This window comes from Candidatus Portiera aleyrodidarum (assembly GCF_000953295.1).
GTDB lineage: Bacteria > Pseudomonadota > Gammaproteobacteria > Johnevansiales > Johnevansiaceae > Portiera > Portiera aleyrodidarum_A.
This window is the reverse complement of the sequence record NZ_LN649255.1, coordinates 192,885-206,224: the sequence shown is the minus strand read 5'-3', so window position 1 is coordinate 206,224 and position 13,340 is coordinate 192,885. Positions and strand designations below refer to the sequence as shown.

The 13,340-nt window shown below is 21.7% G+C and carries 12 protein-coding genes and 3 tRNA genes; 11 read left to right on the top strand and 4 right to left on the bottom strand.

The window, feature by feature from the left end:
* Entirely contained in the window at positions 1-1,416 is a 1,416-nt protein-coding gene (locus PAD_RS01120; RefSeq protein WP_219848628.1) for a sugar porter family MFS transporter, read from the bottom strand.
* A 117-nt stretch (positions 1,417-1,533) separates the two neighbouring features.
* Here PAD_RS01120 and PAD_RS01115 point away from each other — a divergent pair, with 117 nt between their 5' ends.
* On the top strand, positions 1,534-2,892 hold the full coding sequence (locus PAD_RS01115) for a glucose-6-phosphate dehydrogenase (RefSeq protein ID WP_219848627.1): 1,359 nt from the start codon (positions 1,534-1,536) through the stop codon (positions 2,890-2,892).
* On the opposite strand, the gene glk is transcribed toward PAD_RS01115, so the two are convergent.
* Both glk and def read right to left on the bottom strand, forming a co-directional pair.
* On the bottom strand, positions 2,870-3,838 hold the full coding sequence (gene glk, locus PAD_RS01110; protein ID WP_219848626.1) for a glucokinase: 969 nt from the start codon (positions 3,836-3,838) through the stop codon (positions 2,870-2,872). The genes PAD_RS01115 and glk overlap by 23 nt on opposite strands.
* 4 nt (positions 3,839-3,842) lie before the next feature.
* Positions 3,843-4,328 (bottom strand): peptide deformylase, encoded by a 486-nt coding sequence (gene def, locus PAD_RS01105; protein ID WP_219848317.1) that lies wholly within the window; start codon positions 4,326-4,328, stop codon positions 3,843-3,845.
* Between the two features lie 20 nt (positions 4,329-4,348).
* Between def and aroE the strand changes: the two genes are divergently transcribed.
* The 10 genes from aroE (at position 4,349) to cls (ending at position 11,951) form a co-directional block, all read left to right on the top strand.
* The gene (aroE, locus tag PAD_RS01100; protein ID WP_219848625.1) at positions 4,349-5,185 is read left to right on the top strand and encodes a shikimate dehydrogenase; all 837 of its coding nucleotides are present in this window, start codon (positions 4,349-4,351) and stop codon (positions 5,183-5,185) included.
* A 5-nt stretch (positions 5,186-5,190) separates the two neighbouring features.
* On the top strand, positions 5,191-6,780 hold the full coding sequence (gene glnS / locus PAD_RS01095) for a glutamine--tRNA ligase (RefSeq protein WP_219848624.1): 1,590 nt from the start codon (positions 5,191-5,193) through the stop codon (positions 6,778-6,780).
* Positions 6,774-8,147, top strand: a complete 1,374-nt coding sequence (cysS, locus tag PAD_RS01090; protein WP_219848623.1) for a cysteine--tRNA ligase — start codon at positions 6,774-6,776, stop codon at positions 8,145-8,147. The genes glnS and cysS overlap by 7 nt, the downstream gene beginning before the upstream one ends.
* Positions 8,138-8,211: transfer RNA gene (locus tag PAD_RS01085), tRNA-Pro, on the top strand. Before cysS ends, PAD_RS01085 begins: the two co-directional genes overlap by 10 nt.
* Before the next feature lie 19 nt (positions 8,212-8,230).
* Positions 8,231-8,304 (top strand) — tRNA-Arg (locus PAD_RS01080).
* A gap of 11 nt (positions 8,305-8,315) precedes the next feature.
* Positions 8,316-8,387, top strand: a tRNA-His gene (locus PAD_RS01075).
* Between the two features lie 27 nt (positions 8,388-8,414).
* Complete coding sequence (gene clpP, locus PAD_RS01070) at positions 8,415-9,020, top strand: ATP-dependent Clp endopeptidase proteolytic subunit ClpP (protein WP_219848622.1); 606 nt, start codon at positions 8,415-8,417, stop codon at positions 9,018-9,020.
* 19 nt (positions 9,021-9,039) lie between these two features.
* The gene (gene clpX, locus PAD_RS01065) at positions 9,040-10,251 is read left to right on the top strand and encodes an ATP-dependent Clp protease ATP-binding subunit ClpX (protein ID WP_219848621.1); all 1,212 of its coding nucleotides are present in this window, start codon (positions 9,040-9,042) and stop codon (positions 10,249-10,251) included.
* Between the two features lie 12 nt (positions 10,252-10,263).
* Positions 10,264-10,545, top strand: coding sequence for an HU family DNA-binding protein (locus tag PAD_RS01060; protein WP_219848620.1), 282 nt, complete (start codon positions 10,264-10,266; stop codon positions 10,543-10,545).
* The gene (gene cls / locus PAD_RS01055; protein WP_258172082.1) at positions 10,542-11,951 is read left to right on the top strand and encodes a cardiolipin synthase; all 1,410 of its coding nucleotides are present in this window, start codon (positions 10,542-10,544) and stop codon (positions 11,949-11,951) included. The genes PAD_RS01060 and cls overlap by 4 nt, the downstream gene beginning before the upstream one ends.
* Positions 11,952-11,953: 2 nt before the next feature.
* Here the strand turns inward: cls and mgtE are convergent, their stop codons facing one another.
* Complete coding sequence (gene mgtE, locus PAD_RS01050; protein ID WP_219848619.1) at positions 11,954-13,300, bottom strand: magnesium transporter; 1,347 nt, start codon at positions 13,298-13,300, stop codon at positions 11,954-11,956.
* Positions 13,301-13,340 lie beyond the last annotated feature (40 nt).

The window sequence follows — 13,340 nt, the reverse complement described above, 5'->3', positions numbered from 1 at the left end:
TTATTTTCCTAAATGCCGTAGTGATTTCCCATTCATTAAGTTTTTTTCTATTTTTTCTAATGAAATTCCTTTGGTTTCAGGAATTACAAATCTAGTAAAGATAATAAAAGATATATTTGCTAAAGCTAATAATATAAATGTTATTGGGCCACCTAATTTATTTAAAATCGTTAAGAAAAAAGTCCCAAGTAACATATTAGCTAACCAATTTGCAATAGTAGAACAACTTATTCCAAAATCTCTTCCGTATAAAGGTTGTATTTCAGCACATATTATCCATATAATAGGGCCTGCAGACATAGCAAACCCAGCTACAAAAATTAATAAAGAAATTATTGATAAATATTGTATAATTTTTAATGTTCCTATATATAAAACTAAGCTTAATATAGCCATTCCGATCGCCATTATTGTAAAACCTATATATAAAATCGGTTTTCTACCTAATTTATCTACTGATATAATAGCTATTATTGTTGAGAAAACATTTACTAAACCAACTATAATAGTACTTAATAATTGATTTTTTGTTCCAATAAATCCAGAAAGTTCAAAAATTTTAGGAGAAAAATACATCATAACATTCATTCCTGAAAATTGTTGTATAATTTGTAAAATAATTCCTAAAATTACAGATCTACGAAAATTAATATTTTTTTTAAATAAATTCCATCCTAACTTTTTATTTTTGTTTTTTATACTATTAAAAATTTCTTTTATTTCATTATTAACTTCAACTTTAGAATATCTTAATTTTTTTAATATTTTTCTTGCTTCATTTTTTTTATTTTTATATGCTAACCATCTTGGACTATCAGGAATAATTAAGATTCCAAAAAATAATATTATTGAAGGAAAGATTAATATTCCAAACATGCATCTCCAACTTTGAAAGTAACTAAAAATAAAATTAGATATAAAAGCTATAAGTATACCGATCGTAACCATAAATTGATATAAAGAAATTGTCATACCTCTAATTCTAACTGGAGTAATTTCAGCTAAATATAAAGGAGCAGTAAAAGAAGCAGATCCTACTGCTAATCCAAGAATAATACGAGCTAAAATTAAGATTCTTGTACAGTTTGCAAATACAGCTATTAAAGCTCCAATAAAAAATAATATTGAACTTATTAATAAAGATTTTTTTCTACCTAACTGTTTTGAAACAATACAAATAGCAAAAGTTCCTATTGCAGCTCCTCCCATCATTGACCCTACTATCCAACCGGCCATGGTATTAGATAATTTAAATTCTTTTGTAATAAAAGGTAAGACTCCCGAAATGACACCTATATCCATTCCAAATAATATACCTATTAAAGCTATTAAACTACAACTTCTCCATACTAATGGCACTATTTTAGTTTTAAATTTATTTTTATAATATATTTTTTTTGTAAAAATTTTTAACATATAATTTTTCTCCAAAATATTTATTCTAAATAGTAATTAGTAATAATAATAATAATTATGTTATTATAATATAATTATTATTTTTTTATTTATTAATTTTTTTAGGAGATAACGTTAATGAAATTAAATTTGGATAAAATAACAAATTTAAATTTTTTATTATTTGGTGCTTTAGGTGATTTAGCTTTAAGAAAATTATATCATTCTTTATTTATATTATATAAAAAAAAATTAATAAATAAAAAAATAAATATATTATGTTTAGCACGTAAATATTTAACTTTAAATAAATTTAGATATAAAATATATAAGATATTATTAAATAATAAAAAAATTAAAAATAAAAATGAATTAATTTTAATTATTAATTTTATTAAATGTTTATATTATTTAAATATAGATTTTACAAATCTTATATATTATAAATTAATAAAATTTTGGTTATTAAAAAATAATTTTCCATTAATTTTTTATTTATCAGTATCTAGTAATTTATTTAAAATTATTTGTAAAAATCTAAATTTAAATAAATGCATAAAAACAAATTCGAAAATAATTTTAGAAAAACCAATCGGATTTAATTTAAAAAGTTCAATAAATATAAATACTTATATTAAAAATATTTTTTATGAAAAAAACATTTTTCGTATAGATCATTATTTGGGTAAAAGACAAGTAAAAAATTTATTAAATTTAAGATTTTTAAATACTATATTTTATAATTTATGGAATAAAAAATATATTACACATATTAAAATTATTTTAGCTGAAAGCTTAGGTATAGAAGATCGTTGGGGTTATTTTGACAAAACAGGTCAATTACGAGATATGGTACAAAATCATTTGATACAAATATTATCTATCATTACTATCTGTGTTCCAAATAAGATTAGTTATAAAAATATACGTAAAGAAAAGATAAAATTATTAAAAGATTTAAATAATAGTTTTTTAACAGTTGATATAAATTATGGGCAATATATTTCTAATAAATTACATAAAAAAATTTTTAATGGATATCTTGAAGAAGAAAATTCAAATAGAAATTCATGTACAGAAACATTTATTTCAATCAAAACAAAAATAAATAATTTTTATTGGTATGGTATACCTTTTTATTTGATATCAGGAAAACGGTTAAAAAAAAAGTTATCACAAATAATTATATCTTTTAATAAAAATAAATTAATTATTAAATTACAACCTAAAGAAGAAATAAATATAAATATTTTAAATAAAAATCTTTTTAAGAAATTAAATTATAAAAATATGTCTTTTGTTAATAAAAAAACTAATTATTTAGATTCATATGAATTTTTAATATTAGAAGTTATAAAAGGTAAACAAGATTTTTTTGTTAGTAAAGAAGAAATTGATTTTTCTTGGAGATGGATAGATAAAATAAGTTATATTTGGAAACAAAAAAATATACCTATATTTTATTACAAATCATTTACATGGGGTCCATTTTATTAAACAAAGCTTCAGCTGCTCCTAATAATCCTATCCATTTAGACTTTACTAACCAAGTTGAAATTTCTTTATTATAAAAACTCATTCTACCTTTGTTATAAAAAGAATTACGAAATTCACTAGTTTCTAATATTTTTTTTATTCTTGGTAAAATTCCTCCACATAAATAAACTCCACCTTTTGCTCCTAAAGTTAAAGCAATATCTCCTGTTACACTCCCTAAGATTTTACAAAACCTCATTATTGTTTTATAAGCTAGATGATCTTCTTTATTTAAAGCTGCATTAGTAATTTCAGCAGGAGTGTTAAATATCTTTTTATAAGATTTAAAATAATTAACATGCGCATTATATAGGTCTAATATTCCTTGACCACAAAGTATACGTTCTATAGAAACACGATTATAAATTTTTTTAAACCATTTTAATATATATATTTCAAATTTATCCATTGGCGCAAAACTAATATGCCCTCCTTCTCCTGAAATAGGTATCCAAAAATTTTTATTAGGAATTAATCCAGCAAGTCCTAATCCAGTGCCTGGACCAATAACAATTTTATTACTATTATTATAATTTTTTCCATATCCAATTTTATATAAATCTTTTGTTTGAATATGAGGTAAACCTAAGGCAATCGCTGTAAAGTCATTGATTATTTTTAATTTTTTTAATTTCATTTTATTTTTTAATTCATATTTTTTTATTTTCCAGGAATTATTTGTCATTTTTATTAGATTATAATTAATAGGACAAGCAAAAGCTAAACATGCCTTTTTAGGATATTCACAATCTACTAAAGAAATATATTTTTTTATAACTTCATTAATATCCACATAATTAATACATTTAAATTTTTTTATTTTATAAAGATTAAAATTATTTGATGATACCAAAGCTAAACGAACATTAGTACCACCTATATCACCTACTAATGATAATTTAGTCATATTTTTAATCCTTAATTTTATATATTTTTTTTTTCTTTTGTTGTGATAAATGATCTATTAATAATTTACCGTTTAAATGATCTATTTCATGTTGTATACATTGTGATATCAATCCATAAGCATTAATAATGATATTATTTCCATTTATATCTATTGCATTTAAATTTATATTAATAGATCTATAAATATATTCAAAATAATATGGAATAGATAAACATCCTTCTTTAAATTTTTTATATTTATTACTTACAAAGTTATATTTAGGATTAACAATAATAATTGGTTGATTATAAGTTTTACTTATATCCATAACAAAAATACGAAGGTGTTTATTAATTTGTGTAGCAGATAAACCAATTCCATTATATGCATACATTGTATTAAGCATATTAAAAATTAAGTTTTTTATTTTATTATTTATATTTTTTATTGGTTTCGCTATAATATTAAGACGTTTATCTGGATATTTTAAGATTTTTAATATTGTCATATAAAAAGGTTATATAATTCATGTCAAAAAAACTTTATTGTGTTTTTGGAAAACCAATTAAACATTCTTTATCTCCTATAATACATAATTATTTTGGAAAAAAAAATAATATTTTTTTATATTATAATGCTATTAATATTTTTAATAAAATTAAATTAATAAAAGAATGGATAACTTTTTTAAAAATAAATGGTATAGGTATTAATGTAACCATCCCATATAAACAATATGCAATAAAATTAGCTGAGAAGTTATCTTATAGATCAAAAATATCACAATCAGTAAATACATTAATAATAGATAAAAAAAATAATCTTATATATGGCGATACAACAGATGGAGTGGGATTAATAAGAGATTTTCATAGATTGAAAATAAAAGTATTAAAAAAACGTATCTTATTATTAGGAGCAGGAGGAGCCATTAATAGTATTTTACAACAATTATTAGATTTAGGACCAAACAAAATTTATATCGTAAATAGAACTTTATTAAAATGTAAAGAAATAATTAATAGATTTAATATAAAGAATATAATGAACTTTTGTTCATATAATGATTTAAAAAATAAAAAACCTTTTGATATTATAATTAATGGTACAAGTTTAAGTTTAAAAAAAGAAAAAATATTTTTATATAAAAATATTTTTAAAAAAAAAAGTATAGCTTATGATTTAATGTATTCAAAAAAAATTACTAATTTTTTAAAAATTGCAATAAAATATAATGCAAAAATATATGATGGTTTGGGGATGTTAATAGAACAAGCAGCTGAAACATTTTATTTATTAAATAATGTACGTCCAAAAACTAAAAAATTACATATAAAAATACGTAATTTATTAAATAATTATTGAAACTAATGTTAAAAAATATAAATAATATTAAGAAGATTGTTACTAGATTTTCTCCAGAACCAAATGGTTTTTTGCATATTGGCCATGTTAAATCAATATGGTTAAATTTAAATTTAGCTAAAGTCCTAAAAGGAAAATGTTTTATTAGATTTGATGATACAAATCCTCTGAAAGAAAATAATATATATATTAATTCTATTTTAGAAGATATTAAGTGGTTAGGATATAAATTTAATAAAATTTATTATGCTTCTAATTATTTTGATAATTTATATTATTGGGCTTTATATTTAATAAAAAAAGGTAAAGCTTATGTTGATGATTTATCTATAAAAGAAATAAAAAAATATAGAGGTGATTTTAAGTCAGTTGGATATAATAGTCCTTACAGAAATCGTACTATAAAAGAAAATATTTTTTTATTTAAAAAAATGCGTAAAGGATTTTTTAAAGAAGGAGGTAAAGTTTTACGTGCGAAAATTGATATGAAATCTAATAATCTAACTTTAAGAGACCCTATCATGTATCGGATTATAAATGTTTACCACTCCAGAACAGGAAATAAATGGAAAATATATCCATCTTATGATTATGCACATGGGCAATCTGATATATTGGAAGGAATCACACATTCTATTTGTACTTTAGAATTTGAAAATAATCGAAATTTATATAATTGGTTTATTAAAAATCTATTAAATAACAAATATATTTCACCAAAACAAATAGAATTTTCTAGAATGAATATAAATTATTCTTTAACTTCTAAAAGAAAAATAAAATTCTTAATAGACAAGAATATTGTATGTGGATGGGATGATCCTAGATTACTTACAGTTTCAGGAATGCGACGAAGAGGCTACACACCATCTTCTTTAAAAAAATTATGTGAAAAAACAGGAATAACAAGATCAAATAATAAGATAGATATAAAAATGCAATATTATGTTATACGTTCTGATTTAGAAAATAAAGTTATTAGAGTAATGTGTGTAATTAATCCTGTAAAATTAGTATTAACGAATCTAGTTGTAGGATATGAAGAAATAATTAAGGTTAAGAATCATCCAGTTAGAACAGATATGGGTACTAGAAAGATATTTTTTAATAGAGAGATTTGGATAGATTTAAGTGATTTTAATATAAATCCAAAAAAAAATTTTTTTAGATTATCTATCGGAAAAAAAGTGCGTTTACGTCATTCTTATATAATAAAATGTAATAAAATTATTTATTTAAAAAATAAAAATATAAAAGAAATACAAGGAATTGCTTATTTAAATACTAAAAATAAAAATTTTGAAGGAAAAAAAATAAAAGGTGTGATTCATTGGGTAAGTGTAAAATATGGAGTAAAAGTTGAAATACGTAATTATAAAAATTTATTAAAAAATAATAAAGAAAATATATATAATAATATAACTTCAAATTCTTTAAAAATAAAAAACTCTATAGGAGAACCTCTTTTATCAAAAATTAAACCTGAAACAAAATTACAATTTGAAAGAGTAGGTTATTTTTGTGCAGATAGATATGATTATAATAAAAATAATTTTGTTTTTAATAAGATAATAAGCTTAAAAAATAATTGTTAATATATAATACATTAAAAAATTATAAAGAATTCTTAATTCCTATAAAATATAATAAAGTTAAAATATATGTTTGTGGAATTACTGTATATGATTATTATCATATAGGTCATGCTCGAAATATGTTTGTTTTTTCTTTAATTAACAAATATCTAAAAATTAGAGGTTATCATCTTAAATATGTAAGAAATATAACAGATATAGATAAAAAAATTATAAAAAAATCAAATAAAAATAAAGAATCTATATATTTTTTAACTAATAGAATTATTAATTCAATATATAAAGATGAAAAAAAATTAGGTATAAATTCTCCAGATTATGAACCAAAAGTTAGTAAATATAAAAATATTATAATTTTTTATATAAATAAATTAATAAAAAAAAAATATGCATATATAAATAAAGGTAATGTTTATTTTAAGATAAATAAAATAAAATTATATGGGAAATTAAGTAATCAAAAGTTTAATAATTTATATTCTGGTTTAAGAATAAATAAAGATAAATCTAAAAAAAATTTTTTAGATTTTATTTTATGGAAAAAAACTAAAAAAAAGGGATGGTATTCCCCTTGGAGTTTAGGTATGCCAGGATGGCATATTGAATGTTCTATTTTATCAAAAATATATTTAGGTAATAAATTTGATTTACATGGGGGTGGTTTAGATTTAATTTTTCCACATCATGAAAATGAAATTTCACAAAGTGAAGCTATTTTTTGTAAAAAACATGTTAATATATGGATACACTCAGGACATATTAATAGAAATGATAAAAAAATGTCTAAATCTTTAAAAAATATAGTTTTTTTAAAGAAAATTTTAAAAATTTATCATCCTGAAGTAATTAGATTTTTTTTTCTTTTAACTCATTATAGAAAATCAATAAATTATTCTAAATATTCATTAGATATGGCTTTTAATTCGTTAAATCGATTTTATAATATAATAAAAAAAATTAAACCAATAAAAGGGATAATAGATAATTATTATTATAATAATTTTATTTTAGCATTAGAAAATGATTTTAATACTGTAAAAGCAATATCAATATTATTTGATATATTATATGAATTAAAGAATTTTTTTTATATAGGTAAAATAAAAAAAGCTCAAGCTTTATCTTATGAATTAATACGTTTAGGAAATATAATAGGAATATTAAATTCATTACCAAATAAATTTTTTAAAAAAAAAATAAGATTAAATATTAAAATAATTGAAAAATTAATATTAAAACGAACTATAGCTAAAGTTGAAAAAAATTTTTTTAAATCAGATAATATAAGAAAAATTTTAAATAAATTTAATATTTTAATTCAAGATAATTTAAGAAAATTTATTTGGTTTATCAAAACCGGAGTATAGCGCAGCCAGGTAGCGTGCCTGCTTTGGGAGCAGGGTGTCGTGGGTTCGAATCCCTCTACTCCGATCTTCATATAATAAACTTGGCGTCCATAGCTCAATAGGATAGAGCATCGGCCTTCTAAGCCGTTGGTTGCAGGTTCAAGTCCTGCTGGACGTAAGAAGAAATTGGTGGGTGTAGCTCAGTGGTAGAGCTCCGGATTGTGGATCCGTAGGACATGGGTTCGAGACCCATCATCCACCAAATAAAATATATAGTTTGGAGAACAAATGAATTATTATAGTTTTATAAAAGATAATTTAGTGCCGATAGTAATAGAAAAGAATTTTAGAGGAGATATTTCATATGATATATATTCACGGCTTCTTAAAGAACGTATTGTATTTTTAGTTGGTAATATTGAAGATTATAAAGCAAATTTGATTGTAGCACAATTATTATATTTAGAATCTGTTAATCCAGAAAAAGATATTAATTTATATATAAATTCTCCAGGAGGAATAGTAACATCTGGTTTATCTATTTATGATACTATGCAATATATAAAACCTGAGATTTCAACTGTTTGTATTGGTCAAGCTGCTAGTATGGCTGCAATAATACTAGCAGGAGGCAAAAAAGGCAAAAGATTTTGTTTACCTAATTCAAGAATTATGATACATCAACCGTTAGGAAATTTTCATGGTCAAGCAAGTGATATAGAAATACATACAAAAGAAATATTATCTATAAAAAAAAGAATTAATAAAATTTTATCTAAACATACCGGGCAGGATATAGAAAAAATAAATATAGATACAGACCGTGATAATTTTATGGAAGCAAAAATAGCATTAGATTATGGAATTATAGATTATATAATAAAAAAACGTTAAAAAATTAAAGGGATTTATTATGGATTTAAAAAATATAAATAAATTTGTTTATAATTTATATTGTTCTTTTTGTGGAAAGAAACAAACAGAAGTAAAGAAATTAATAGCAGGTAATTCTGTGTATATTTGTAATGAATGTATATATTTATGTAATGAAATTTTAAATGAAGAAATAATAAATTTAGATTATGATATTTATTTACCAAAACCTAAAGAAATTTATAATTTTTTAAATAAATATATTATAGGGCAGGACCGTGCTAAATTAGTTTTATCTGTAGCAGTTTATAATCATTATAAACGTTTAAAATATAATAAAATAAAAATTGAAAAAAGTAATATTTTATTAATTGGTCCAACCGGAACGGGAAAAACTTTGTTTGCGGAAACTTTGGCTTTATTACTTAATGTACCTTTCACAATTGCTGATGCCACCTCTTTGACAGAAGCAGGTTATGTAGGAGAAGATGTAGAAATAATAATTCAAAATTTATTACAAAATTGTAATTATAATATTGAAAAAGCACAAAAAGGTATTGTTTATATAGATGAAATTGATAAAATCGCAAAAAAATCAGAAAATATTTCAATAACAAGAGATGTTTCAGGTGAAGGTGTTCAACAATCATTATTAAAATTAATCGAAGGTACAATAGCTTTAGTTCCACCAAAAGGTTTAAGAAAACATCCTCAACAAAATTTTATAAAAGTAAATACAAAAAATATTTTATTTATTGTTGGTGGAGCTTTTTTAGGTTTAGAAAAAATAATTTTAGATAGAAAAACTAAAAATAGTATTGGATTTAATTCAAAATTAAAAAAATATAAAAATCTAGGTGATATTATTAGAGATGTAAAAAATGAAGATTTAATAAAGTTTGGTTTAATTCCTGAATTTATTGGTAGATTACAAAATATAGTTACTTTAAATGAATTAAATGAATTTGATTTATTAAAGATATTTAAATATCCAAAAAACGCTTTATTAAAACAATATTCATATTTATTTAATCTTGATGGTGTAGAGTTATTATTTAAAGAAAAAGCTATCAAAGCTATTGTAGAGAAAGCTAAATTGCTCAAAACTGGTGCTAGAGGTTTACGTTCGATTATGGAGAATATATTATTAGAAACAATGTTTAAAATACCTTCAAAAAAAAATATAATTAAAGTAATTATAGATGAAAATGTAATATTAGGAAAAAGTAAACCGTTATTAGTAAAAAAGTAAACCTTTATTAGTATGAAAAAATCCTATTTGAGAAAATTAATTTCTTTATTAACAAATATAAAAAAAAATAAAGCAAATTTGATAATAAATTTGTTTTATAATTATATTAAAAAAAATTTAAAAAAAGGTAAATCTGTTTTTTTATTAGGATTTGGTACATTTACAATAAAATATAGTGCAGCCAAGATAAGTAATAATCCTAAAAATGGAAAAAAAATAAAATTATTAGCTACAAAAAAAATTAAGTTTAAAATTAGTAAATATATAAAAAAAATAAGAAAGATTAAAAAATGAATTTTGATTTAAATTTTATTGATATTTTATATATATTTAAAATTTTTATGAAAATAATAATTTTTTTGTTATTATTATACACTATAATAGTAGCTATTCTGATTAGTAGATCAGCTCAAGGTGCTATTGCATGGTTAATATCTTTAATAACATTTCCATATTTATCAATTCCTATATTTTGGATATTATCTTGTCCAAAGTTTGGTGGATATACTATAAAAAAAAATTTTTATAAAGAAAAAAATCATCTAAAGTCTAATACTAATGTTAATGTAAAATTAGTAGAGAAATTAGCAAATTTACCATTAACAAAAGCAAATTCTGCAATATTATTAATTAATGGATATATTTCTTTTAAAAGTATGTTTAATGGTATTAAAAGAGCAAAAAAATATATTTTAATTCAATTTTTTATCATAAAAAATGATAAAGTTGGTCAAACGTTAAAAAATATTTTAATATCTAGTGTAAAAAAAGGAGTGAAAGTTTTTTTTATTTATGATCAAATTGGTAGTCAGAGGTTATCATTTAAATTTATAAAAGAATTAAGAAAAGCAGGAATAAACATTTTTAATTTTGGATCATGTAATGGTTGGAAAAATATTTTAAACATTAATTTTTGTAATCATAGAAAATTGGTAATAATAGATGGTAAAGAAGGATGGACAGGAGGTTTAAATATAGGTATTGAATATTTAGGTAGAAATAAAAAATTAGGATATTGGAGAGATACACATTTACATATAATTGGACCTAGTGTTTTATGTTTACAAGAAATTTTTTTAGAGGATTGGTTTTGGACAACAGGAAAAAAATTGAAAAATTTAAATTGGAAACCAATAATATCAAAATTTAAAAATCAAAATATAATTATCGTCCCTTCTGGACCTATATATAATATAAATAATGCAAGTCTTTTAATTCAAAATGCTATTAATCTCGCAAAAAAAAAATTTTGGATAACTAGCCCTTATTTTCTTCCAGATCAAAGTGTAATAGATTCCTTAAAATTAGCTGCATTAAGAGGTGTAGATGTTAAGATAATTATACCTGAACGAACAGATCAGTTATTAGTTTATTTATCTACCTTTAGTTTTTTATCTGATTTAATCAAATCTGGAGTAAAAATATATAAATATATAAAAGGTTTTTTACATCAAAAAGTTATGTTAATTGACGATCATACAGCTTCAGTAGGAACAATGAATTTAGATAATAGATCATTTAGATTAAATTTTGAAATAACAGCATATATTATTGATTATGAATTTGCTAAAGATGTTAATTATATGTTAAAACAAGATTTATTATCTTGTAGATTAATAAGGTTAAATGAAATTAATTGTCGTTCTTTAATAAAGAAATTAATTTCCAGATCAGCTTTTTTAGCATCCCCAATCCTTTAGCTTCAAGTAATATTTAATATTATAGTAGCTATTGAAAAGAATATTAATACTCCTAATGAATCACACAAAGTAGAAACTAAAGGTGCGCTTGCTGCAGCAGGATCAAAACCTAAACGATTTAAAAAAAAAGGTAAAGACATTCCTAATAAACTCCCAATTATGACTATTATTATCATACTCCCCGCTACAGAATAAGCAACTTCTATTCCTCCTCTAATATATCCGATTGGGTATATTACAACAGCCATTGTTAAACCTAAAATTCCTGAAACTAATAATTCTCTACTCATTAGTTTAGCCCAATCTTTAATATTAATTTCTCCAGTACCTAATCCTCTAATCATAAGAGTAGCAGCTTGTGATCCTGCGTTTCCTCCACTTCCAATTAACAAAGGTAAGAAAAACACTAAGGAGATTTTAGAATAAATAGTCTTTTCATATTGTGAGATTCCTGCACCAGAAAATAAATTACCAAAAATTAATAAGACTAACCAAAATACCCGTTTACTATATAAAGTCCATAATTTTGTACGAACAATATTATATTCTAAAGTACCTACGCTTCCAGATTTATGAAAATCATCTGTTGTTTCTCTTTCTACAACATCCATTGCATCATCGTATGTAATAAGACCTACTAATTTATGTTCAGAATTAATTACAGGTATCGCTAAAAAATCATATCGTGAAATCAACTTGGCTACATATTCTTGTTTTGAATTTGTATTTACATATATTACATCTTTAATCATTAAATCTTTAATTAAAGCAATAGGATCTGCTAAAAGAATTTGACGTAATGATAATGTCCCTGTTAATTTTTGATTATTATCTAATACATATACTTGATAAATTGTTTCAGCATCAGGCGCTGTTTGTTTTATTTTATTTAAAGCTTGTAATACATTTAATTTTTCAGGAATAACAACATATTTCGATGACATAATAGCTCCAGCAGATCCATCTTCATAACTAGAAAGCTTTATAATATCTTCTCTAACTTTATGTGCCATACTTCGTAATATATTTTCTCTACGGATTGGTTCAAACATCTTAAAAACATCAGCACTATCATCTGAATTCATTTTTACAAACAGTTTTATTATTTCTTCATTCTTTAGTTTTTTAGTAATTTCAAATTGTTTATCTTTTGGTAAGTAAGAAAAAATATCAGCTTTTCTTTTTAAATTTTGACTATTTAATATTTTTAATATAAAATTATTTGATTTCCGTGATATCATTTCAGCAATATCAGCTGAACGAAAATATTTTAATAAATATTTTATTTTTTTATAATCTTTTTTTGATAAAGCTTTAATTAATTCAGGAAAAATTTTATTTATTTCCATTAATATCTCTTAATTATATTTTATGATAAAATATATAAGA

Coding starts and splice junctions, on each gene's coding strand:
- PAD_RS01115 (WP_219848627.1), top strand. CDS start 1,534: ATGAAATTAAATTTGGATAAAATAACAAATTTAAATTTTTTATTATTT.
- glk (WP_219848626.1), bottom strand. CDS start 3,838: ATGACTAAATTATCATTAGTAGGTGATATAGGTGGTACTAATGTTCGT.
- PAD_RS01060 (WP_219848620.1), top strand. CDS start 10,264: ATGAAAAAATCCTATTTGAGAAAATTAATTTCTTTATTAACAAATATA.
- def (WP_219848317.1), bottom strand. CDS start 4,328: ATGACAATATTAAAAATCTTAAAATATCCAGATAAACGTCTTAATATT.
- glnS (WP_219848624.1), top strand. CDS start 5,191: ATGTTAAAAAATATAAATAATATTAAGAAGATTGTTACTAGATTTTCT.
- clpX (WP_219848621.1), top strand. CDS start 9,040: ATGGATTTAAAAAATATAAATAAATTTGTTTATAATTTATATTGTTCT.
- aroE (WP_219848625.1), top strand. CDS start 4,349: ATGTCAAAAAAACTTTATTGTGTTTTTGGAAAACCAATTAAACATTCT.
- PAD_RS01120 (WP_219848628.1), bottom strand. CDS start 1,416: ATGTTAAAAATTTTTACAAAAAAAATATATTATAAAAATAAATTTAAA.
- cls (WP_258172082.1), top strand. CDS start 10,542: ATGAATTTTGATTTAAATTTTATTGATATTTTATATATATTTAAAATT.
- clpP (WP_219848622.1), top strand. CDS start 8,415: ATGAATTATTATAGTTTTATAAAAGATAATTTAGTGCCGATAGTAATA.
- mgtE (WP_219848619.1), bottom strand. CDS start 13,300: ATGGAAATAAATAAAATTTTTCCTGAATTAATTAAAGCTTTATCAAAA.